A 24,323-nucleotide genomic window follows, 5' to 3' on the forward strand; every position below is an offset into this window, starting at 1 on the left:
CTAATACAACCTATTAACTCTTTTAAATAAAATTACCTCACTGCGATACACCAACTTTTTCAAAATCTCAAAAAATTAGTGTGTACAGGGGTATAATAGGTAACAAAAGTTAACTTTAGGGGGGTATGGGGCTTTACTTTTTTATTTTCAAACAGAAGCCTTAACACTATTGACTAACAGTGTTTTAATAATGTTTTGACTAAAGCCATACGTTATTAATTATTATAAAAAAGAATACTATACTTCAAAAGTACTCTTACCCTAAAATCATTAATTTTTCAATATCATTGGGAGTTATCTTTTCAGCCTGTTTAATCTTTTTTAATAATTTAAAATACCGTTTAGTTGGCTTGCCTTTGTAGAATCTTTTAAAGTGCTTACTATAAAGCTCATCATAAATATCATCTCTATCGAAATAAGTTCCAAAAACAGCTTCCATTTGACGCCATTTCTTGCTATGAGTTTGTTTTGAATACATACCACTTGGCAAGGCTGAACGGTGCATAAACCTTTCATCTATTAAATGAAGTTTACGGCAACGCTTAGCAGTAAAAGGACAAAGAAAATACCATACTTTACCCTTACCTAAATTTGACGGTATGGCTATAAGCTGAACTTCATATTTATATTCGTTATTATTACATTTATAATCAAAACTTACTACGTTTGTTTTATTAGTCATTAATACAGATATTCCAATACTACCAGTTTTAACACCTCTATTAGTCCAGTTTATTGTACCACTTACAAGGTTATTTTTATTAAAGTATTTCAACTTCTTTAAATCTGAAATTGAAATACATTTTTCTTCGTCAAATATGTATGGAAATGTCGATAATTTTGGCATCGTGTAAATTTTTTAACCTAAATCCTTAGGGAATATTAAATTGATTAATCAAGTTTTACGGTTTTATTTTAATTAAATAATCTGCAAGGTCTAAACCTTGCTCTTTTTCTGTTTCGGTTGCTTTATCTCTTAAAAGGGTTGAGGTTCTAAAAGTAGCTAGACTGGTAAGTAGTGGTATTTTGTCATTCCATAGATTATAACACTTAAGATCGGGAAATAACACTACGTTACGCCCTTTTAAAACTTTGGTTTTTGCTTCATTGAGGTTGTTAGCACTTCCACACGCTAACCAAATAAATTCGGGCAAATAGACACTTGAAATAATTGCTGTTTTTTCACTTTCAACTATAGCTATTGGTTTTGATTTATCTTGATTAATCAAGTGTTCTCCGAAATAACATTGTTCTAAATTGAAATTCTCTAATTTTAAAGCCTTATGCGCCCAATTAATGTGGTTATAAGGCTCTTTTATTCTTTTACCGTTAGAAGCGTTGTATAACATTATTTTACCGCTTCTAACGTTGTTGTTTTTATCTACTTGCCAAAATACAGTTGAGCCTTTCCAAAGTTTAGAAGTTCCAATATTATATTTGTCTGTTAAATAATAAGCTGTGTCGTAATCCCAAAGGCTAGCTAAATAATCAATAAAATAATTAGTATTTGTACTTGTTTTACTTTTACGCATTACCTCAACATTAATACAACTCATTTTTGGTTTTGGCTCGGACTGTGGTTTTATGTAATTACTTGCTATTGTTTTATCAAATGAAATATTATTGTCTTGAAAATATTGCTTTGGTTTATAATGATAACCGCACTTAATTATACGACTACAACAACCAACGGCATCATTTAAATGCTCGTTGGTATTTAAATCTATGTATCTAGTGAAGACTCCTTTTTTATTGCAGTTAGGACAACGATAACGTGTTTTCATACCGCTGTAAGGCTCTAATATGTATCTATATTCATTCATACTGCTAAATTTTATTTTTTTTAGAGGTACATTTGATACACTATCTACATTAATTGTTTTTCAATATAAACGGCATTACCATAAGATTTGCGTTCAACCCTAAAACCATTTTTTCTTAATCGACTTGAAAAGGTACGGTTTGAACATAAACGATAACCGCTATCTAAACAGTAGGTTTTATATTCTGAATAAACATCTTTTAATGATCTATCATAGTCAACTGAACTTTGGTAGTTTTCATCTTCTAAAAACATCATTACACTATCGCTTTCTTTTTGATACTGTAATACTTCATTTTGAACAATATTACTTTGCGAAAAGTCTTTGTTTTGAAGTAGTCGAGTTAAGCCATTTAAAACCCAGTTAAACACGCCCGATAATTCCGTTTCAATTATACGGCTTGAAAGTTCTTTATCTTGTTTGTTTGGTGGTATGGTAACTCTAAAAGGTAGAATTATAAACCTACGAAAAAAGGCGTTTGTGTTTTCAACCTCTTTAGGCAACTCATTACAATTAAACATAAATCTTGCATAGTCTGAAATGGTTTGCGTGTTCTTATACAATAATCTTGCTTCTACTGGTTCGCCTGAAATAAGAAGTTTAAAAATATTGCTTTCCAATTTGCCGTTTATCTCACTTGCGTAGTTGAGCAACTTATTTACTAACATAGCTCTTGAATTTCCATTTTCAGCCGTTAAGGACTGTAAAGAATAGTTTGCAACATTTTGAGTGCCTAATAAAGCCATAAGCACCTCAAACAAAACACTCTTACCATTTGCACCAGTACCAAATAACAATAAAACCTTTTCGAGCTTTAATACGCTGTTCTTTACAAAAATATAGCCTAAATATTCCGCAAGTATGTTTTGTAGTTCGGGTTCGGGTAAAACCTCATCTAAAAACCTTTTAAACTGTGGTGCTGTTGCTTCTTTGTCATAGGAAAAAGGTAATTGATAAGTTAAAAAATCGGACTTCTTAAATGGTCTTAAAAACTGCTTCTTTGGTGTTATTTCAAAAGTGCCATTGTCGAGGTTTATTAAAGTAGTTCCGCTTGTTGGCTTAATCTCTTTAAGTCCTGCATCTGCAATAAACTGTTTATACAACTCATCTTTAAAAAGATGGTGTTTAGCATCAAATTTATCTACTCCCATTTCAAGAGCAACATCGCCTAAAAAATCCTTAAAAACTTCATCGCTTACATTTTCCCAGTATTCGGAATTATACAAATAGATAAATTCACTTTTACGGCAAAGACTAAACCCGTTATCGTTTACGGTCTTTAGAAGCAACTCAATACAAGCAACTAAAAAATGTTTCTTTTGTAGCTTGTCTTTTTCGTTATCCATTTTACAGTATTTCCTAAAATTAACTGGTTCAATGTATTTGAGCATTTCGTTTAAAATATTTAGTACTTGATTCTGCTTAAGATACTCTTTGTCAACTTTAACGGCTTCTAAAATGCTTTCTGTTTCGTTTAGTATGTCATCAATACCAATATTTGATTTTCTTGTTTCCATAGTTTAAAACAGACTTAATTGATTATTGTTATCCACAATAAAGTAATCAGGATTAGTTGTAATCGCTTCAACAAAACGGTTTGACCTTTTGCATTTGATTTGTCCAACCACTTGAGCGTGTCCATTTTGAATCCAATCAAAAATGATTTGCGTAACCATATAAGTTTGATCAGTATAACCTAATAAAGTCGCACTCATTCTTCTGCTTATAGGTTTCTTGTACAGTATGTTGAATAGTTGTATAGCATCAACATTTTTAGTATCTTGCCCTTGTCTTTTATTCGGGTTGTTGTGGTGATTTTTCATTATTTCAACCCTTTATTTTTGTTAGACAAATACAGATCTGTTTCAGCTTCCAACTCTTTTAAAGTCTTTTGCTTTCCTGTTTTAATCCAGTCTACAATTTCGGTCTTGAAAAAATATAAACGGTTTCCCTTTTTATGATAAGGTATTTCGTTACGTTGAACATAACCATAAAGAGTTGGCTTAGTTAATCCCGTAATTGGTACAACATCCTCGAGTTGTATAGGTGTTTCGATTTCGGGTTGTTGCTGTTCAGCCTTATTAAGTAGTAAGGCTAAAATTTCGCTTTGTACTTTTTGAAGTTCAGCGACTGCATTCGGTAGATTTTCAAACTTTAATGTTTCCATTTTACACTTATTTTATAATTATAAGTGCATAGTTATCTGTTTGTTACAGATCTAAAAACAGTTAAAGGTCATTAGGGTTAACTTTAGGTCTGTTAGGTGCGTTTTAAGGTTTTTACTTAGCGAAATCTGTATAATCATTTTCATTAAATCCATTAAAAGCGTTATTCATTATATTAAAATATTTTCGCTTAATATTAGTCAAATTTGTTTCTCTATTCTTATTGTTAACATAGAAGTTAAAAAAGACCTTTCTAATATTTTTCTTTATAAAATATTTACAATTGAAATCTTGCTTATGAGGTTCCAAATCGACAAAAGTTGATTTTATAAAAATTAATAATTGTTCATTGGTCAAATAGAATTCATTATTTTTATTAGTGGTTTTTGTTAAAATATCGAAATGATTAAATACTTCTGAAATTAATATCTTAGTAGTTAGTTTATTTTGCATTTCAAAAAGAGCTTCTTTAGTGAGTTCATTTTTTGAGGTCATTTCAGTTCGTGGCAATTTTTGAACAAAAGGAGTAATTTCTTTTATAAATTTCTTTTCCTGTTTAAACCATTTTTTTAATGCCTTAACATAATCCGCTTTTTGCTTATTAGGTAAAGAACTAAATTCTAATAATTCTAACTTTCTATTTTCAACTATTAAATCAACTGCTATTTTTTCGGTATTATTAAGCAATCCCTTATCGTATAATGTCGCACCGTTTACACTCTTTAATATATTATGTGTAGTTTGAAGTAAAGTAACACTTAAACTTTCTTTAGTATGTGGCTCTAATTGAGTTTTTTTCAAGTATTTATTGAACCTTTTTTTACCTGTAAATATTGGAATTACACGTTTAAACTTAATTTCTAAATGTTTAAAGTAAGGCAAATCAAAAGGGAAAGATTTAAACCAATTATCATAGGTCGACAGTAAAAGATTTAAATCTGTTTTATTGCTTTCTTCCAAAGGTTCATTTTCAATATCAATCAACCCTCTTACTTTGTTTATACGGGTTCTAACCTCAACAGGTGAAATCTTATCCGATTTTATTTCATTTTCTATATTCTTTAATAAGTTTAATAAATAGTAGTGATAATTACCCAGTTGGAATGGTTCTCCGCAATCAATTGGTAGTTTCCCAAAACTATCTATATTATAATTGAAATAAGATATTATTTCATCATACCAATCATCGTTATCAATATTATTAATAATATGCTGGTAAGTAAACAATACTTTATCTGCTATCATTTCAGCTATTCCAACATAATCGTTTTTATTAAAGAAATTTTTGTCATTCAAATTTTTATGAAGCTCACAACAATTAGGGAAGTCTTTAAATTTAGAGTTAATTTCATCTATTAAAATCAATCTATTATTTCTGCAATCATTACAGTTTTCTAAAATATGTTTACCTTTTGTTGGTTCAACTGGATAGGGTAATGAGTAACTATCAACTTCAGCTGTGAATATTGGTTTATCTAAAAAAGAATAATTAACTGCTTTTATTTTTCCTCCGATAATCAGTTGAGTTGGTTTCATTTGTCTTTTATTTAAAATAATGTAGGTAATGTACTAAATGTAGGTCGATACAAATAAAATAATTATGAATAGTTACTGACATTTACAAGTTTAAAAGTCTAGTAATGAATTTGCGAAGTCTTTTTTTGCATCATCTTCAAAACCTGCAAAATAGTTTTTTGTAACGTTCAGGTCACTATGGTTTAATGCTTCACTTATAAACTCCATACTTGCACCTTTACGGAGTGAGTTGGTTGCAAAAGAATGTCTTGCCCAGTACGTTGAAATATCATTTGGTAGATCATTATTTTTGGCTATTCTTTTAATGTGGTCGTTAATTAATCGAGTGAAGTTTTTAATTTTTTTGTATTGGGTTTCGCTTGAATCTTGAATTTCTAAAATATTAAAGACAAAACCACTTTTTGACTTATTACCGTATTTAGAAATAATATCTTTTGTAAAATCGGTTAAATGAATTGTAATTACAGTTTTCTCAGCTGTTTTATCAAATGTTTTAGCCCTGTAATATGAAAACCTATCATTTTGAATGTCTGAATATTTTAATAAAGCAATATCTTTAAAATTCATTCCATTGCAAGCATAACTAAAAAACCAAAAATCTTTAGCTAGTTGTTCATTGTCATTTGTAGCATCAGCATCAAATAAGGTTTTTAATTGTTTTGAGTTTAATGCCTTTTTTACTTTTTTGGTTCTTGGAATTTTGTATTTGTTTTTTCCAAACGGATAAATATCGTTACTTATGTCATTTTCTTCAATAGCAACATTAAAAACAACTCTTAACGTTCTTGTATAAATAGCAATAGTAGTATAACTCTTACCCTTGGCTAACATAAAATTTTGATATTCATTAAGCCAATCAGCTGTAATAGTATCAAATGTCAACTTTTCAATTTTACATTTCTTTTGAGTTTCGCTAAAATTAGCTAAAGAGTTTAAAGTGTATTTATAACTTTCAGATGTTCCTATTTTATTGTTTTTAATGTTTTTTTGGATGATTGTATCAAAATGATACTTAACATTATTTTTATCTGAAGATCTACGAAATAGTTTGGTTTCAAATTTTCCAAAGTCAAAAACAGTCATCTGTTTAGCTTCATCGTTAGCCCTTGTTTCTATGGCTTGAAGTTTTAAACGGGCTTCTTTATTTGTACCTCGTAATTTTGTATCATTAGTATTTGTCCAAATTGTATCAAATTCCTTTTCGGTCATGTCAATATCTAAAGAGTACCACTTTTCCTTTTGAGTAGCTTTACCATAAACTCTTAATTTAACAGGATATTTACCACTATCCTTTTTACGTCTGTTATCTAACCGAATTGAAATATTGTAACTCATTGTCTTTTATTTCTGCAAATATAATCATTTGCAGAATATTTGCAGAAAAATATCAATAATAAACAAATAACGGATATTAAATAAATATTGTATATTAGCCTTAAACATTAGGTTTTAATAGTATTCAATGAACAATTAAGTAACAAACGAATAAGCTTATTCTTGATTACGGCTCAAGAGGTTACTGGTTTGAATCCAGTCGAGGTCACTAGTGTTTAAAAGGGTTTCAAGAAATTGAAGCCCTTTTTTTATTTCCATATTCACACTATTTTCACACTTTTCAGACAATTAAATCTCTTCTCCAGTCATATTCTACTGAATAGATCTATTCAAATTAAAGTCCCATAATCTCAACAGAATCAAAAATACAGTTTCTATTTCTAGCTACATTTGCTACACTTACTACATTATTTAAAATAATAGGGCACTAATATTTATTCTCTTTTGATATAACAAGAATTGTTGAAGACAACAACAAAATGTAGGGCTCATTGTTTGGCGCTATCTGTTTTAAACATTTAGAAAGATAAAACTTCAGTTTAAGAAATTGGAAGTACATTAATAATTTTTTAAAGTAATTTCATTAATACGAAATAGAACATCCTTTACATATGTGTTATATTTGAGGTATATAACACTTATATACTATATACAAACGTTGCCATTCATTGCGGAACGCACTCAAAATCGAAAAAACATGAATAAAATAAGAATTATTGGATTAGTAATATTAGTTGTCGGAATTATAATTCAATTCGCTTTAGAAAATGATGCGACCGATTTTATTTCTGGGATTTTAATTGGTGGTGGAATTGGATTACTTATTACTGGCAAAGTAGGTAAATCACCAAAATAATTGAATTTCGGAATTAGAGCAAGTTTGCGAAATTGAAATCTGAATTGAAAACTAAAAACCGAATTGTGTGCGGAATTTAGCAAGTTGCGGAATTGCTTACTCAAAACGAATTGAAAAATATTCCGGAATAAAACGCTGACTGAATTTACTCAAACGTTGAAAATCGGAATTTAGAGAAATAATTTGAAGTGAAAAAACAACGAAATGGCAACAACGTATAAAAATAATTGCTGTTTTGTGCTTAAAAAAAGGTAGTTGCGTATTTGCTACATCTGAATTTCCTTCGGAAATTCCTCGCGCGCAAACACGCAACTATTCTTATACCAAACCGTTGGCAAACAGTTGAGGAAACGCAACCAGAATGAGAAAATGGGAATTAAAGAATATTTAGATAATAATTTGAACAAATATTATATCGGAATTCTGAATAAGAACGGATTTGAATTGACTGAATCTGATATTAGCGGAATGGGTGGAATTTATCGCTTTAAAAATAGTTGGCTGAATTTTGACATTGTAAATGACAGAGGAATAATCGAAACTCGGATTTCCTCTCTCTTCTCTGAAAATTTTTATGACTTGGACTTGATAAATGCATTTTTAAGTAGGAGAAATAAAACAGAATTGGAAAAACCAAAGTTTGGAAAATCTGACTTATCAAAACGACTGAATTTAAAGCAAGAAAGTGAATTGTTTGAAAATAATCTGACTGAATTAAAAACGATGTTTAACGAATTGAATTATAAACAAACTGAATCTGAATTAAATAAAATTGGTAATGAACGAGCGAAATTATTGTTCGGATAAAAAAACCGATTTGCTAACAAAGTACTGTGGTAAAAAACAAATAAATCCAAATACAGCAATTTAAAAAGCGGTACCTAAAATTAGCAGTAATAAATAAAAATGTTTCTTCTGCATACTTAATAAATTAAAGAATTAGACATTAAAATTATTAGAGTACACGATTACGTAAAAGAAAAAACAACCTTCCCTAACTTCTTCTCTAATGTTGAAAAACCAGCTTATTAGTTCTTATCTACACCAAACATAATCAGTTTTTTACATCCAAAAAACCTTGAAATACCACGGATATAACTAAGTATTACCCCTTTTCAATTTACCAATATAAGTGCTAAACACTAAAGTTGAACAAATAAAATTAGAACTAGAAACTGAATTATAGCAAATAAGAAATTAACGATTACCAATACTACAAATAACATATTCTTGATTCATACGTATTTGGATAAATTAAGTATTACCCCTTTAAATTACTCCCACACAAAAGAAACACACCGTTTATAATTTATTAGTTTGAGTTGTATTTATTAATAAACTCCTCACTATAAGCGTCTCAAAGTATAATCGAAATTATCTTCACCTAAAAAATAAATGCCATTGTTGTAATTTTTTATAGTTGATTGGACACTAATGTAATGTAACGAATATCTAAAAAAGTATGTGTAAAGACTTAAAAGATAAATATGTGGAATTGATCCAGCAGAATGAGGGCATCATTTATAAGGTAATCAATTTGCATATTGACAATACAGAGGATAAAAAAGATTTATTTCAGGAGATTCTCTTACAAGCATGGAAGAGCTTTCCAAAATTTGAGGAACGCTCAAGCTTTACCACTTGGCTCTATCGCGTGTCATTAAATACTGTTTTCACATTCAGAAAGACAACAAACAAGAAGGTTGAGACCAGTGTAGAATCATTACCAGATATAAAATCTATCGAATTAAATGAAAAACCTCATGAACTTTTGTACCTCCTAATTAAACAATTAGATAAAGTAGATCGGACCATTATGACGCTGCATTTAGATAGTTATAAAAATAAAGAAATCGCTGAAATTTTAGGAATAAATGTAAACCATATCAATGTGAAAATTCATCGATTGAAAAACCAAATTATTGAATCTTATAAAAAATCGACTCATGGATAATTTAGACTTTAATCAAGCTTGGAAAAAAATAAACGAAGAAAAATTCTCTACATCAACACTTAAAAAAGAAGACATTATGGAGGCAATCTTAAAAGAATCATCATCGACCATCTCAGAATTAAAAAAGAGATTAAAATATAAATTGTATTGGCTTATATTTTTTATTGCAGTTTTCACGGCAATAATGCTATGGAATTGGGATAAGCCTGTTGTTCTTGCCTTTCTAGGCGTATTCTCTCTATTATATTGTATTGGAGGTTATAGTTTATTTAGAGAAGTAAATAAAATGGATGATTATATAGATGCCTCTAAAGACACTTTAACAGAAATGAAAAAGCATCGCGATATAATGAATAGCGCATTAAGAAATGAAAGAAAATGGGGAATGGTTGCTTTTCCAGTCATGTTTGTATCTGCTCTAATTCTGCCAAGAATGTTGAAAGGAACTCCGTTTAAAGAATTGATAACAGACCCTGTTTTTTTAATTACCGTAATAGTTCTAACTACTTTAGTAACCTTTTTGGGACAATGGGCTGCTAAAAAAATGAACACTAAAGGTTATGGAAGTTATATGGACGATTTGGGGATGAATATTAAGAAAATGGAAGAACTGTAGTCCGGATTCACCAAACCATACAAACCCTATTTTAAAGTGTTATATTATAATGATTTACTAAGACAATAAACCTTGATACTTGCGGTATTAAGGTTCTATTGTTCTAAATGTTAAATTTATTCTGGGTCTATTTACTTTTTTGGTTGGCGGCAAACGATGTAACCAATGTGTTTGAGTGGTGCCTTTCATGACCAACAAACTGCCTTTTTCTAACAGCACGGAAACGGTTTGTTTTGTTGCTTTATGCTTAAAGGAAAATTTACGTTCTGCCCCAAAACTTAAAGAACCAATTGCTCCGTTCGTTTTTAAATCCTTTTCACTATCACTGTGCCAAGCCATACCTTCATTTCCGCTATGGTACAGATTGAGCAAACAAGAGTTAAACGTTTCTCCTGTCTTTTTTTCAATTACGTCTTTCAGTTCTAAAAGCTCTTTAGTCCAAGGTAATGCAGACTTGGTAGTTTTCGAATAAGTATAATTGAATGGCTGATTCCCATACCAAGCTACTTTTCGTTTTGTGATTATAAGTTTACCAAAAATAATAGCTTTATCATTTTCCCATTGAATATTCTGTAGTAATTGGTCGAAGTAATATTGAGCCTTATCAATAGTAATGACTGGACCATAATAATTCACTTCTCCATCAAAAGGTAAGATGTTCGATTCTGGGTCTGTATTAAATAAATCCATTTTTTTTAAATTTTATAATCTACTAACAAACAATCCATAAGTCGATTGTAACTTATTTCTATATTAAACGTTCTGAAAATATAAATCATCATCGCTATTAGACATCATATTCATATAATCTTCATCAACAGGAAATGAATTAATACCAATTTCAAGATTTTTTAAAGTCAAGAGTTGAGTCTATTAATACAGTAATATGAATAAAAATCTAGATTTTATATGACAAAAAATAACGGCTAACAAAAATTTGTTAGCCGCTGTATTAAAATGCTATAAGTATTTTCTACAGAATCTAAATTCATTAGTAAAACACTATTTCAGGCTTCGTAGAGACGTAGCACATATTTTTATTAGTCTTTATCTGCAAAGTAAGATGGACCTTCACCTGTTAAGAAATCTTCTCTTACTGGGCTAAATGTATCAATTAATTGTCCTTCTTCTAAACACACTGCACTATGCAATAAATTAGGCTCTATATAAACGCCATCTCCAGCTTCTACAATTTGCTTAACTCCATCAATTTCAAATTCAAATTTACCTGAAACAACATAGGTAGCTTGTGTATGGAAATGTTGATGTGGTGCTCCTAATGCGCCTTTATCAAATTTCACGCTTACCATCATGATTTGGTTATCGTAACCTAAGAATTTTCTTGATACTCCTCCTCCAAGAACTTCCCATTCCATATCTTTTGTTACGATGTACTTTTCACTAAATCTTTTCATTTGTTTATGTTTTTTGGTTTATATTTTATAATATAAAAATTATCTAAGCAAGATAATTAATTTCTAATACCTGAAGAAGTAAGTATTAGAAAATTTAACACTTTAAGGACCTTATTTTATCAATCTTTTGGTCTTAATATATCCCATAAAATAGTCCGTTAATAAACAAGGAAAAAGCACTTAATTTTTTAGTAAATCACTGCTATAATTCTACTTATAGAACGCCTTACAAAAATTTCAATTAAACACATATGACTTTTATCAGTCAGTTATTTTTTATTTACCGAACAGAATAGGTGGTTCACTTAAAAGCTAGTTGTCTTTGTTGATTGCTTCCTTTTTATGTTTGTTTAACCTTTAGATTTACTCAATAAATCAGCATTTAATCGCTAAGACATAGCATATCAATAAAACATTTTAAATCGATTATTGATTTTTTTATACTACATATTAGAATTCGTTTAAATGCATATAACAAATAAAAAAACAAGCGATAACAAAACAGAACCATTATGAAAAAAACAATCACAACTTTTATAACCGTAACATTAATGATTGCATTCTTTGTAGCGTGCTCAAGCGATGATTCTAATTCTGAAGATGACACAACAAGTACAGATGTAGATACAGTTACTGAGCTACACCCTGCATTTGCGGCTTTTAATACAGATGCAACCACTATTTATTTAGATGGATCTAATGTGGTTATAGAAACTACAGGTTTACCAGATCACGAAACCGTATATTGGGGAGAAGGCAACTCTTTGTATATAGAAGAGCCTGACGTAGCAACAACACCTTCAATTATGTCTAGCAACAATAATGCAGTAACAATTACAGTAGACGCCACACCAGACTTAACCGGAAGAACCGTAGATACACAATTAAACACTATAGGTATAGCGGTAAGCGGTGCTTCAATCTTTAACGACCAAGAAGGTGGAGGAGATTTAGATCAGGCTGCAGCAAGTCTAGATTGGACAGGAGCGCACATCGGACCAGGCGTATACCATTACCATTTAGAACCCGTAGCGTTTACAGACGATGATGACAGTTTAGCCGGCATCTTATTAGATGGTGTGTTTTTATACGGTAGAAAATGTTTTTCTACAGGGACATATCCTACAGATTTAGATGAATCTGGCGGACATACCTCTGCAACACAATATACTGATAGTGAAGAAGAATACCATTACCATATAATAAACGAAGTATATTCTACAACAGGATCTTATTTAGCATTTGCTGGACCATATCAAGGATATTAATACACCTATGAAAGTACATTATTTTATACTGATATTCGCCTCGATTTACCTTATCGGATGTAATAAAACCACAACCGATAAGAATACAATTGCGACTCAAGCTCCATTAACAATCAAAAATCTTGAAGTTTTAAAATCTGATTTGATTTTAAACCCGATTGAAGGCAGATGGTATTATAAAGACAAACCTTATTTTGGATATTCAGTGACATATCATACTAACGGTACCTTAACAGAAAAATTAGGGTATGTAAATGGGAAAAGAGAAGGCGTAGCCAGAACATGGTCAGATAAGGGTGTGCTTCGCGTAGAATCTTTTTATAAACACAATCGTCTCGATGGCGAGTACAAAACTTGGTGGGACAATAGTGAGTCATCATCTCAAAGCCATTACGAAAATGGTGTAAAACAAGGAATTGAAAAAGAATGGTATCCTAATGGGCAACTTGCAAAACAGCGACAACTTGTAAACGGAAAAGAAAACGGTTTACAAAAAGCATGGCTAAAAAACGGCACCTTGTATGTAAATTATGAAGCTAAAAACGGAAGAATTTTTGGTATGAAAAGAGCAAATTCATGTTATAAACTAGAAAATGAAGTTATTAAAAGAGATAATAAAATATAGCCCAATGTTCATCTTTATAATTGTATTAAATACAAGTTGTAAAAATGAACCTAAAAAAGAAAATATTAAAACTATTGAAACTAGTAGAGTAGACTATCTACCCTACTACCAAGATGAGTCTTTTACACCAAATTGGATTACACCTGGATCAGAAGCTGAACAAAAGTTTCATAAGATTCCAGATTTTAAATTAGTTAATCAATTAGGAGACACCATTACTCAAAGCACTTTTGAAGATAAAATATATGTTACCGATTTTTTCTTTACAATCTGTCCTGGAATTTGTCCGAAACTAGCAGAAAGTATGCTTAAAATTCAAGATGAATTTAAAGATGATTCTGAAATTCTTTTATTATCGCATTCTGTAATGCCTTCTAAAGACTCAGTTTCTGTATTACATGCATATGCTAAATCTCACGATGTTATTAATAACAAATGGCATTTAGTAACAGGCGATAAAAAAGAAATATACGATTTGGGTAGAAACCAGTATTTTGTTGAAAATGATTTGGGCGTCCCTAAAAGTTTAGATGATTTTTTACACACCGAAAACTTTTTACTTATTGATAAAAACAAACACATCAGAGGTATTTACAACGGATTAAACAGAGCATCTGTAGCGCAGCTTATTACTGATATTAAAACGTTAAAAACGGAATAAAAAAAATCTTAAGTTAATGCTTTAATTATCCGTTATTCTACAAATCCGTCTTAAAAACTATTCAGAAAACTATCATTATCAGATTATTAACTAAAAAAATTATTATTTTAGTGCAACCGAAAGATTGTTGCACTAAAATAAGATTTTGATGATACTCAAGACGATAATCAAATTAAAACTTGCAACGTTCATTCCCAAATTCAATCAGATTCAATAAAATTATTAGAATCCATGAGAAGTTAATAAAATGTTGTAGCCCTAACAACCTAAGCTTATTACACCAATGCTTTATATAAGTTTAGACGCATCAACATGCCCCGAGAAAAAAGGTGAATTTAATTACTTAGAACAAGTAAAAATGAGTCATTCTAATTTCCATAAAGATTTAAATAAGGAGGCTATTTTAGGTGAATATCTAGATATGGTGTACCCCAATATATTTAGAACCTCGGGATATGCCGTTAAACGCGTTACAGATCTTAGTTTACAATATCAAGGTGTCGATCTTCTTCTCTTTAACAAAAACAAAACATTTTATGTAGATGAGAAAGCGCAATTAGATTATTTAAACACCGCACTCCCTACTTTTGCCTTTGAACTGTCGTACCTTAAAAACAATCAGTATCATAAAGGCTGGCTTTTTGACAGCTCTAAGATAACGAACATCTATTTTTTAATTACCTGTATACATACAAATACGGGAAAGTGTTTATCTGGAGGCGTTAAGAACGTTAAAATTACAGCGATATATAGAGATAGACTAATAGAATCTTTAGCTGAATTAGGACTTACCGAACAACGATTATTAAAACTCGATAAAAGCATTAGAGCAAGTAACAAGCACGGGAAACATATTATCACAGAATTACACCCCAAATATCAAGGTGCTTTATATTACTCTATGACTAACAAAGCCGAAAAACCTATAAACTTAGTTTTAAAACTTAGTTTTCTTTCAAAATTAAACACAGGCAGTATACTTCTTAATTCTTAATTTCATCAGCCAATACTTTGGCTAACTTTTCAATCACACCAACAACCAAAGCATTGCCCATAAAAAAGGCACGTTTAGTATCTGTTATACCATCTAGTTTGGTATGGTTATCAGGAAACATATTTAGACGTTCTAACTCTACAGGTGTAAGTCTTCTAAGTTTTCCATTTTGATTTACAACATGCTTAAATCGAGAAGCCGACTTCCCGCCTTCTCCAGTAATAATTGTTCGCGACGCATTATCTAAAGCATCGGGAAACACCATAGCGCCTTCGCTATATTTATATGTAAACCCTTGCGCTTTATTTACACGTTCTTCACTCTTCGCACCTTTAAGATACGTCCATTTATCTAAATCTGAATCTGCAATATAAAACTCTGCAGGCACGTCTTCTTCGGGTATTAAAACATCGTTTAAAGTACTGCGTTTGCCTTCAAAACTTGATAAATATTTATGAGACCAATACGTCCCATTAATCATAACCCCAGCATTTTGAAATGGCGATGTTTTTTGTCCTTTATTGAAATCGTCAGACACTTTAGTTAAATCATCATCTATCGTTCCTACTGTAAGTTTATCATCTTTTTTAGCACTCGGAAATGCTTTTACAGCAAGACCTGCTGTTAACAGCCAATCTTCCTTATCTTCTGTATTTTCAAGACGTTTATAGGTTTCTGTAGTGTTGTGATAAGCCATGATAAAAATCCGTCTACGGCGTTGCGGCATACCATATTCTGCAGCATTAATAACGCGCCACTCTACAGCATAACCTTGAGCATTTAAAGAAGACAACATAATCGCAAAATCCCGTCCGCGTTGCGAGGCAGGAGATTTAAGCAATCGATCTACATTTTCTAATAATAAATACTTAGGTTTTCTATCTTTTTTATCTTCAATAATTCTATTAATTTGCCACCAAAGCACCCCTTTTTTCCCGATTAAACCATCACTGCGCTTTAGCGTTGTTGCGACAGAATAATCTTGACATGGGAATCCACCAACCAGCATATCGTGATCAGGAATATCTTTAGTTTCTACCGAGGAAATGTCTTGTCCACAATGATTTTTTGCCCCAAATTTTGCTTCGTACACCATATTAGCATGTTGCAGCTTAGTACTTGGCTCCCATTGATTACTCCAAATCACTTTAAAAGGTGAATTTTGTTTTTCAGGATATCCTTCTAAACCGATTCGAAATCCTCCGACACCCGCAAATAATTCTATTACTTTAATTTTCAACTTTCCTATTTTGTTTTACAAAAATATGATTTCAAGATGAAGAAACCACATTTATATGTCAATCAAATTAGTAAAAACATCTTATACTTTTATAATATTTTCGCGTGTTTATATGTAATAGCTTTCACTTTATTATTGTTATACTTTAAAACAACAACATAATTATTAAGTTCTATCTGCTAAACGTATAAAAAAGGTATATTTATTAGACTATTTTATTTCATTTTATAACTACGTTCACTAAGTTTGAATGCCCAATATCGTCTAGCCTGTACATGTAATATGTGCTACACCATCTCGAGAACTGCCCTGACATTTAGGCTTAGATACATTTAAATTGTGTAAATCTTTAAAACAGAAAACGAATACACTATGAAGATACTTCATACCGCCGATTGGCATTTAGGACACCGATTACATGAACAATCTCAGGTCGAAGAACAAACTCTTTTTTTAAGTTGGGTACTAGATTACATCATCGAAAATAATATTGATGTCCTACTAATCTCTGGAGATGTCTTTGATAGCGGTTCACCATCCAACCAAAGTCTACATATGTATTATAACTTTTTAGTAAAACTAAAAAGTACAAGCTGTGAATCTATAATAATAACTGGCGGAAATCATGATTCTCCTGGCACATTAAATGCTCCTAAAGACTTATTAAAAGCCCTTTCTATTCATGTCGTCGGAAAAGCTTCTGAAGCTATTGAAGATGAAGTGTTTGAAATTGAAATTAACACTGAAAAAATAATTGTCGCCGCCGTGCCGTATTTAAGAGATGGAGATATACGACGTGCAACAGCAGGTGAATCTTTTGAAGATTTAACCGATAAATATAAAACTGCTTTAATAAAACATTACGAGCAAGCTGCCGAGCAATGTAAACGAATAAATACAACAACTGCTCCAGTAATTGCTATGGGACATTTATTTGCCATGGGCGGGTCTATTTCAGATAGCGAACAAAATATTTATGTGGGTACTTTAGGACATATAGGAGCTTCCGACTTCCCTTCTTACTTTGATTATGTTGCTCTAGGACACTTGCACAGACCACAGATAGTGGGTGATAATAACAAAATTAGATACTCAGGATCGCCAAATGTGTTAAGTTTTAGCGAAATTAATTACGACAAAAAAGTAATTGTATTAACAGTAGAAGACAATAAAATTAAGACCATTGAAAGTGATACTATTCCCGATTTTAGACCTTTTCATCGCTTAACAGGAGATATTGCATCATGCATTTCTCAGTTTCCGAGAGTTGTTACTAACAGTTATAATTTAACGCCTTGGGTAGAAATTATTTTAGACGAATCGCATACAGTTAATACAGACGACTTAAAAAAAGCTGCAGAAAATTATCCGTTTGAAATTTTAAAGATTGCTTTAAAAAAACAGCAGAAAATTAAAGGTATCGAAGAGTTATTAAAAGACACTACATCTATAAAAGAATTATTACCAACAGAAGTTTTCAAACTAAAATGTAAAGAAATGGATTTTAATTTAGAAGAAAGACCAGAAGTCATGGATGCGTTTTATGAAATTCTAAATTCAGTTAAAAATCAGTAAGTATAGGGCGTTATGAAAATTTTAAAAATAGAATTACAGAATATAAATTCTCTAAAATCTGACACGCATACGGTTATCGATTTTGAAGACGAGCGCTTTAAAGATGCTGGATTATTTGCTATTACAGGATCTACTGGCGCTGGAAAAACAACGGTTTTAGATTGTATCACCATTGCTTTATACCATAGTGTTCCACGTTTCAACAATTCTAAAGGGGCACTAAAAGATGTTGTGAGTCATGGTGCAGATCACGCATTTAGCCGTGTAACATTCGAAAATGAACATGTAATTTACGAGGCATTCTGGGGCATACGTTTAGCATCTAAAACTGGAAAATCGCTATTAAATCCTCAGGAAGAGGTCAGTTTGAAAAACCTAACTACCAACACAATATTATCGACTCAAAAAAGAGCGGTAAGTGAAGGTGTAATACAAGCTACACAATTAGATTATAGTCAGTTTTTAAGATCTGTAATGTTAGCCCAAGGAGAATTTGCTTCATTTTTATCGGCTAAAGGACCAGAAAAAGGAAAACTTTTAGAACAAATTACAGGCGAAGAAATTTATAAAAAAATCGGACAAGGTATCTTAGACAGAAAATCTTTAGAAGAAAATAAACTAAAAGATATTCAATCTAAAATTAATGCAGATGATGTGTTAACTGACGAGGCTAAAAATGAATTACACCAAAGAAATCTTGACTTAGATACCAAAATTAAAGATTCAGAAAAAGAGCTTGAAGCTATGCAACAGATTGTGAATTGGTATATCAAGTCTGAAGAACTAGAGCGTCAGTCTAAGAAGCTAGAAGAAGATTCTAAAATTATTTCAACGCATTTTGAAAAACATAAGCCCATATTCGACTTATTAGATTTAAACGAAAAGGCTGAACCGTTTAAAGAATTAATTCAAAATTTTAATACAAATAAAAAACACAGTACAGAAAAAGCTAATCACTTACAAAAACTGCAAACAGAATTAACAGCACTAGGCCCTAAAGTTCACGTTTTAGAAAAATTAAGTACAGAACAAAACGAGGCATTAGAAGTCGCTAAAAAAGAATTTAACGCTTGGCAACCAAAGTTTGATGTTGTTACAAAATTAGATAGTGCACTAAAAGTAGAAACGGAGAATCAGATAAAATCTGAAAAAAAATTAGCAGCGTTAAAGCTAGAACTTAACACTACCAAGGCGGAACACCTTAAACACACAAAAGCATTAGCACTAACGGAGTCGGAACTTAAAATTAAAGCAAGCTTTGTTTCTAAAAACAACTATTTACTAAATGTCGACGCAGAATTATCTAATTGGGCATCAAATTTATCCACTTTAAAAAGCAATAAACACATCCTAAGCGAACATGCTGATTTTATTGCGACTAAGCAAAAAGCTATTGCATTAACGACTTCCGAATTAGACAAAAACAAAGCATTATTCAAAACATCTGAATTCGAAATTGAAGCGATTACCAAAAACATTGATTCTATTTCTCTAGAGTTAGAGAAACATAAATTATCCGATTTAATTTCTGAAAAAGATAAAATCTTAAAAACAGAATCCGATTGGAAACAATTTAAAAACTATGCGGAAGAGACGTTAAAAGAAACCACAAGTTTAGAAAAATTCACGATTAACAAGGAAAAACAGCTTTTAGAATTAAAGCAGTTTAATACGGAACTAGAAACCTTAACTAAGCAAATCGCACTGCAAAACACTGCAGTTAGCGATGCCGAAAAAATATTAGAATTAGAAAAAAGTATCGCCAAATTCGATGCTGCTCGTAAGCACCTAAAACCAGGGCAACCTTGTGGATTATGTGGTTCTACAGAACACCCGTTTGCAGAACATCTAAAATCTGTTGGTGTTTCTAAATCGGAATTAGAAGTACAGACGCGACGCGAGCGCCTTAATTCCTTAACAGAATCTAAATCTAGTCTAGAGAAAAAAGAAGTTGTATTACAAACACAAATTGACAACCATAGCACTCAAATAAAAACCATTAATACAGATATTGCTTCACTTCAATTAAAAGCAAAATCATTAGCCTTAAATTGTGAATTAACCGATTTAGAGAAGATAACTACAGCATTAAATTCATGTAAAAATACTTTAGAAGCTTTAGACCAAACCATAAAATCTACTCAGAAATTACAATCTAAAAAAGACGATTTATCTAAAACACGCGATAAATTAAAAGTAGATATTGAAAGCTTCAAAACAAAAGACGCTACACTAAGTGAAACTATTAAAAATGCTAATGAAGAAATTGAGCAAAGGCAAAATTCGATTATCGCATTAACGCAAACTACGAACCTTTTAGAGCAAGATTTAATTTCGAAGTTATCTAAATTCGACTACAAATTACCTGAAATAGACCATATAAATGCGTTTATTGAAACCTTAGAAAAAGAGATAAGCAACTTTAATAAAACCCAAAAAGACCTTGATGCGCTTAAAGGAAAAATTACCGTAGTAAATACAAAGTTAGAACACCTTGACAAGCAGTTGGTGGCGCATTATGACGCTGAAAAAGAATACATAAAAGCTTTAGATGAAAGTAGATTAAAAGCCGAAAAAATAAAGGTAGATCGCATTGCTATTTTACCAATTGAAGTCACAGTAGAAGGCAAAAGAATGCAATTATCGGATGCCATAACGCAGTTAACCAAAAACTTTGATGCTTCTAAAAAAGAATTACAAAGTCTTATAGACACCAAAAGAGAGAAAGAAACTTTACAAAAATCGTATGTAACCGATTTAGACACTTTAGAGAAAGAAAAATTAGTTTTAGATAGCACACTCCAATCACAGTTAAAAACGAGTAGTTTCTTAAATAAGGAAGATATAGAAAAAGCACTTCTTAATCCGGAAGACAAACAAAGCTATACACAATCTAGACAGCGGTTAAAAGATAATCAGCTCAAATTAAAAACCTTACAAGAAGAACATAAAAAAGCGGCAGAAACATTAAAAGCATCGAAAACTTTTGAACTGTCTGAAGCGGAGAGCAAATCGGCTTTAAATGAATTAAAAGTTAGAAGAGATGGTTTTTCGACAGCAAAAGGGCAGATTAAAGAAGCCTTCAGAAAAGACCAAGAAATTAAAGACCGAAACCAAGACATTTATAAAAAAATTGCTAACCAAGAAACAATTTGTGGCACCTGGAGGGAACTTTTTAAACTTATAGGAAATTCTAAAGATGCGTTTAATGTATATGTACAGCGTTTAACTTTAAAGCACTTATTGGATCTTGCTAATGTTCATTTATATAATTTAAATAAGCGGTATTCTTTAAAGATGGAAGATGACTATAAACCTAAGGAAGAGCTTAATTTTAATTTAATTGATCATTTCCAAACGGATCAAGCCAGATTAGTAGACACGTCTAGTGGAGGTGAAAAGTTTATAATAAGTCTAGCTTTGGCATTGGGTTTATCGGATTTAGCCAGTAAAAATGTAAAGATTGACTCCTTATTTATTGATGAAGGTTTTGGAACACTCGATAATAACACCTTAGAAACCGTAATTTCAACATTAGAAACATTAAAATCTCAAGGTAAATTAATTGGGATTATATCTCACGTCGAGAATTTAAAAGAGCGCATACCTACCCAAATTCAAATTACAAAGAAGAGTAATGGTGTAAGTTTTGTAAATATTGTATAAAGTCATTAAGAAACTTAAAATAAGACTTTAGTAAAAAACAAAAAAACTCTATAACTAAAGAGTTATAGAGTTTCTGTTATGTATTAAAAAAAGGAATTATTCAATTACCACCTTTTTTGTTACTGAACCGTCTACAGAGTTTATTTTCATTAAATAAACACCTTTACTTAAATTAGAAACATTTACTCGGTTTTGTATTAATCCTGAAGATAATACTTTTGCTCCTAGAATATTATACAAATCTACAGAAGACACTTTAACATTTTTAGATTCAATGTTAATATAATCGCTAGCTGGATTTGGATATACTTTGAAATTTGAAGCTAAAACATCGTCAACAGATTGTGTATTATCTTGTTGAAGTGAAATATTATCATAAAACACTTCTGTATCTGTATCTACAGACCCTAGCGACCTAACATAAATTACAACTTCGGTAGTTGTTGCTGTAAAAGAAAAAGTATTTGTTACCCAGTCTGGATTGTCATTTGTAATATCCATACCAGTAACAACCGAAGCATCATTATAACCATTAGCGTCAATACCATCTTCATTAGCAATTTGAGTATTTAATATATATACTTCTGATGTTGTGCCAGCTGCTTCTGAACGTGAATCAATTGAAAAATTATAAACATTGTCAATTGTAAGTCCTACAACTCTTTGATATAAACGTCGTGAGCTACCTGTTATACTTGGATTACCATCGTCATACAATTTAACCCCTCTAGTATCATTGTTACCACTGCTTGTAGATCCTGGTTGTTCATCTAAAGAACCAGCTTCTCCAAGATATTTAATTTCCAAAGCGTCTTCTAAAGCATCATTACTCCATCCGTCTGGATTATTGTCTTCATCATATTTATAAGGACTTGGTGATTCTACTCCATTAGCTCCATTGAGTTTTACAGTACTATTAGGAGTCATATCCCAAGCATCTGCGTTATCACCTGTTTCATCTTGAAAATCATCACAAGAACCATTTTTAACAAGTTCTTGACTATATCCATAATTAAAACACAAAAAGAGTACCAATAGGTAGTATAGTGCGTTAGATTTTTGTTTTGTAAAAAGTAGTTTTGTTTTCATAAATAATTGTTTAAAATGTTAAAATTAATTAAAGTTGAATGTCATTACTTAAGCATATAGTTAAGTAATTTATTAAGTTTTATCTGGATAACCAAACTGGTTAACCAAAAAGGTTTTTCGAATATACAATTATTTTAACACAAAAACACAGACTATAAATAAATTATATCAAAAAAATTAAATATCCTTAATTACTTATTATTCATAAATAAATAGTATTAAAAATTAAGAAAGGAATAGTTTAAGTTTTACAGTAATTTTGGACAAGAATCTTCATATATATATATATATATATATATATATAAATAGAAAGAGATAAATTAAGGAGTTGTATGCAAATGTGACCGTACAGAGTATTACAAAAAATGGATCAAGTTAAGAGTGTAACTATTAGGGAAAAATCCATCCTTTACTATCTCATTTATCATGAAGCTATATTCCTTTTAAAACCTATTAAATAAGATTTACTTCAAAGAAATACAAACCCATTAAGATTAAGTGTTAATCAACCTGTTTGATTAATGGTACATAAGTTTAGTAAAACGATGGAAAACAGAAAACCTCTTTGTACTTTAGAAGAACTGACAGAATTTTATGGAGAGATGTTACATCGCTTCTTCAAGCCTAATAAACAATGCTATTGATATGTCTCAAATCGCTTTTGGAATTTATATCTTAAAAGTTAATGGTGTAGATTATGTGTCTATTAGTAAACATATTTTTATTGAATAATTAAATTCACAACTATTAAAAGCATACATATTATTTAGATAACGCTTAAAAACTAAAAATCTCAGATTATTTTAATCTGAGATTTTTTTTGTTCTATTTTAATATGTTTTAAAAGCCCCGCTTGAATTTCACCATTCTTCTACTATAAGGTTTCCAGAACGGCTATAATATCTTGAGGATGCATACGCTCGGTATAATTAGAGTCTACATGAGATCCTACAATAACTCCTGTCTTATTTATAATAAAGGTGGCTGGCACAGGTAAAGTTTTAGACCCATCTGCATTTAAAAGGTTTAAATCCCTTCTACTATGATAATCTTCTCCTGGATCAAACTGAAGATTATAGGCTTTAATTACCTCCTGCTTAGCATCACTTAGCACTTCAAATTGAAGCGCATTCTTCTCTTTAGCAGTTAAGCTATCATCAGCACTTTGAGGGCTTACAGCAAGGACTGTTGCATTTAAAGCCTTAATTTGTGGTAAAGATTTTTGAATCTCCCGTAAATCTAAATTACAAATAGGGCACCACTCCCCTCTGTAAAACTTAACAATAACAGTATACGTTTTTAATAGTTCTGAAAGCGACACATCTACTCCAAGCGCATTTGGTAATGTAAAATCTGGTGCTTTATCTCCAACCGGAATCCCTTTTGCATCTGTTGCGTTCGCTATAACTAGTTTTTGAAATTCTTTTAATGCACTCATTACTGTAGTATTTATGTTGTAAGCGATATGCGTACTGCAAGTATATCGCTTCGGTTTTTAGCACTGC

General features: G+C 30.9%; 23 protein-coding genes. 11 read left to right on the forward strand and 12 right to left on the reverse strand.

Going from position 1 to position 24,323, the window contains the following annotated elements:
• Positions 1 to 256 precede the first annotated feature (256 nt).
• From BN863_RS13650 to BN863_RS13680, 7 genes are all read right to left on the reverse strand, one after another.
• A complete protein-coding gene (locus BN863_RS13650) occupies positions 257 to 847 on the reverse strand; it encodes a hypothetical protein (protein WP_038531647.1) in 591 nt (196 codons plus the stop codon).
• A 55-nt stretch (positions 848 to 902) separates the two neighbouring features.
• A complete protein-coding gene (locus BN863_RS13655; protein ID WP_038533663.1) occupies positions 903 to 1,823 on the reverse strand; it encodes a DUF6371 domain-containing protein in 921 nt (306 codons plus the stop codon).
• Positions 1,824 to 1,867: 44 nt separating this feature from the next.
• Positions 1,868 to 3,340 (reverse strand): DNA primase family protein, encoded by a 1,473-nt coding sequence (locus BN863_RS13660; protein WP_038531649.1) that lies wholly within the window; start codon positions 3,338 to 3,340, stop codon positions 1,868 to 1,870.
• Positions 3,341 to 3,343: 3 nt separating this feature from the next.
• Positions 3,344 to 3,646, reverse strand: a complete 303-nt coding sequence (locus BN863_RS13665; RefSeq protein WP_038531651.1) for a hypothetical protein — start codon at positions 3,644 to 3,646, stop codon at positions 3,344 to 3,346.
• Positions 3,646 to 3,990, reverse strand: coding sequence for a helix-turn-helix domain-containing protein (locus BN863_RS13670; protein WP_051774827.1), 345 nt, complete (start codon positions 3,988 to 3,990; stop codon positions 3,646 to 3,648). The genes BN863_RS13665 and BN863_RS13670 overlap by 1 nt, the downstream gene beginning before the upstream one ends.
• A 112-nt stretch (positions 3,991 to 4,102) precedes the next feature.
• On the reverse strand, positions 4,103 to 5,524 hold the full coding sequence (locus BN863_RS13675) for a hypothetical protein (protein WP_038531653.1): 1,422 nt from the start codon (positions 5,522 to 5,524) through the stop codon (positions 4,103 to 4,105).
• Positions 5,525 to 5,614: 90 nt separating this feature from the next.
• Positions 5,615 to 6,733, reverse strand: coding sequence for a tyrosine-type recombinase/integrase (locus BN863_RS13680; RefSeq protein WP_158409019.1), 1,119 nt, complete (start codon positions 6,731 to 6,733; stop codon positions 5,615 to 5,617).
• An 823-nt stretch (positions 6,734 to 7,556) separates the two neighbouring features.
• Between BN863_RS13680 and BN863_RS18615 the strand changes: the two genes are divergently transcribed.
• The 4 genes from BN863_RS18615 to BN863_RS13700 all read left to right on the forward strand — a co-directional run bounded on the left by BN863_RS18615 (position 7,557) and on the right by BN863_RS13700 (position 10,285).
• Positions 7,557 to 7,715, forward strand: a complete 159-nt coding sequence (locus tag BN863_RS18615; RefSeq protein ID WP_169740922.1) for a hypothetical protein — start codon at positions 7,557 to 7,559, stop codon at positions 7,713 to 7,715.
• 369 nt (positions 7,716 to 8,084) lie between these two features.
• On the forward strand, positions 8,085 to 8,522 hold the full coding sequence (locus BN863_RS13690) for a hypothetical protein (RefSeq protein WP_038531658.1): 438 nt from the start codon (positions 8,085 to 8,087) through the stop codon (positions 8,520 to 8,522).
• 655 nt (positions 8,523 to 9,177) lie between these two features.
• The gene (locus BN863_RS13695) at positions 9,178 to 9,669 is read left to right on the forward strand and encodes an RNA polymerase sigma factor (protein WP_038531660.1); all 492 of its coding nucleotides are present in this window, start codon (positions 9,178 to 9,180) and stop codon (positions 9,667 to 9,669) included.
• The gene (locus BN863_RS13700) at positions 9,662 to 10,285 is read left to right on the forward strand and encodes a hypothetical protein (RefSeq protein WP_038531662.1); all 624 of its coding nucleotides are present in this window, start codon (positions 9,662 to 9,664) and stop codon (positions 10,283 to 10,285) included. Before BN863_RS13695 ends, BN863_RS13700 begins: the two co-directional genes overlap by 8 nt.
• Positions 10,286 to 10,372: 87 nt before the next feature.
• Here BN863_RS13700 and BN863_RS13705 read toward each other — a convergent pair whose 3' ends face one another.
• Positions 10,373 to 10,975, reverse strand: coding sequence for an alpha-ketoglutarate-dependent dioxygenase AlkB family protein (locus BN863_RS13705; protein ID WP_038531664.1), 603 nt, complete (start codon positions 10,973 to 10,975; stop codon positions 10,373 to 10,375).
• A gap of 350 nt (positions 10,976 to 11,325) precedes the next feature.
• Positions 11,326 to 11,700 carry a cupin domain-containing protein gene (locus BN863_RS13710; protein ID WP_038531666.1) on the reverse strand — a complete coding sequence of 125 codons (375 nt, stop codon included), beginning with the start codon at positions 11,698 to 11,700 and terminating at the stop codon, positions 11,326 to 11,328.
• A gap of 512 nt (positions 11,701 to 12,212) precedes the next feature.
• On the opposite strand from BN863_RS13710, the gene BN863_RS13715 reads away from it, so the two are divergent.
• The 4 genes from BN863_RS13715 to BN863_RS13730 all read left to right on the forward strand — a co-directional run bounded on the left by BN863_RS13715 (position 12,213) and on the right by BN863_RS13730 (position 15,248).
• Positions 12,213 to 12,968 carry a YHYH protein gene (locus BN863_RS13715; RefSeq protein WP_038531668.1) on the forward strand — a complete coding sequence of 252 codons (756 nt, stop codon included), beginning with the start codon at positions 12,213 to 12,215 and terminating at the stop codon, positions 12,966 to 12,968.
• A gap of 7 nt (positions 12,969 to 12,975) precedes the next feature.
• Positions 12,976 to 13,593: a toxin-antitoxin system YwqK family antitoxin gene (locus tag BN863_RS13720; RefSeq protein ID WP_038531670.1), complete on the forward strand. Its 618-nt coding sequence runs from the start codon at positions 12,976 to 12,978 to the stop codon at positions 13,591 to 13,593.
• Positions 13,594 to 13,597: 4 nt separating this feature from the next.
• Positions 13,598 to 14,254 carry an SCO family protein gene (locus BN863_RS13725; RefSeq protein WP_242404036.1) on the forward strand — a complete coding sequence of 219 codons (657 nt, stop codon included), beginning with the start codon at positions 13,598 to 13,600 and terminating at the stop codon, positions 14,252 to 14,254.
• Between the two features lie 283 nt (positions 14,255 to 14,537).
• Positions 14,538 to 15,248 (forward strand): hypothetical protein, encoded by a 711-nt coding sequence (locus BN863_RS13730; RefSeq protein ID WP_051774830.1) that lies wholly within the window; start codon positions 14,538 to 14,540, stop codon positions 15,246 to 15,248.
• Here the strand turns inward: BN863_RS13730 and dcm are convergent.
• Positions 15,238 to 16,488, reverse strand: coding sequence for a DNA (cytosine-5-)-methyltransferase (dcm, locus tag BN863_RS13735; RefSeq protein WP_038531673.1), 1,251 nt, complete (start codon positions 16,486 to 16,488; stop codon positions 15,238 to 15,240). The two genes, BN863_RS13730 and dcm, sit on opposite strands and share 11 nt — an antisense overlap.
• 372 nt (positions 16,489 to 16,860) lie before the next feature.
• Between dcm and BN863_RS13740 the strand changes: the two genes are divergently transcribed.
• Positions 16,861 to 18,063 (forward strand): exonuclease SbcCD subunit D C-terminal domain-containing protein, encoded by a 1,203-nt coding sequence (locus BN863_RS13740; protein WP_038531675.1) that lies wholly within the window; start codon positions 16,861 to 16,863, stop codon positions 18,061 to 18,063.
• 12 nt (positions 18,064 to 18,075) lie between these two features.
• Positions 18,076 to 21,729, forward strand: a complete 3,654-nt coding sequence (locus BN863_RS13745) for an AAA family ATPase (protein ID WP_038531677.1) — start codon at positions 18,076 to 18,078, stop codon at positions 21,727 to 21,729.
• 96 nt (positions 21,730 to 21,825) lie between these two features.
• On the opposite strand, the gene BN863_RS13750 is transcribed toward BN863_RS13745, so the two are convergent.
• Positions 21,826 to 22,818, reverse strand: a complete 993-nt coding sequence (locus BN863_RS13750) for a T9SS type A sorting domain-containing protein (protein ID WP_038531679.1) — start codon at positions 22,816 to 22,818, stop codon at positions 21,826 to 21,828.
• Positions 22,819 to 23,412: 594 nt separating this feature from the next.
• Here BN863_RS13750 and BN863_RS18495 point away from each other — a divergent pair.
• Positions 23,413 to 23,550, forward strand: a complete 138-nt coding sequence (locus tag BN863_RS18495; protein WP_158409021.1) for a hypothetical protein — start codon at positions 23,413 to 23,415, stop codon at positions 23,548 to 23,550.
• A 142-nt stretch (positions 23,551 to 23,692) separates the two neighbouring features.
• On the opposite strand, the gene BN863_RS13755 is transcribed toward BN863_RS18495, so the two are convergent.
• Positions 23,693 to 24,256: a peroxiredoxin-like family protein gene (locus tag BN863_RS13755; protein WP_051774832.1), complete on the reverse strand. Its 564-nt coding sequence runs from the start codon at positions 24,254 to 24,256 to the stop codon at positions 23,693 to 23,695.
• Between the last annotated feature and the right edge of the window lie 67 nt (positions 24,257 to 24,323).

Origin of the sequence: Formosa agariphila KMM 3901, assembly GCF_000723205.1 — a bacterium.
In the GTDB taxonomy this organism is placed as follows: Bacteria; Bacteroidota; Bacteroidia; order Flavobacteriales; family Flavobacteriaceae; genus Formosa; species Formosa agariphila.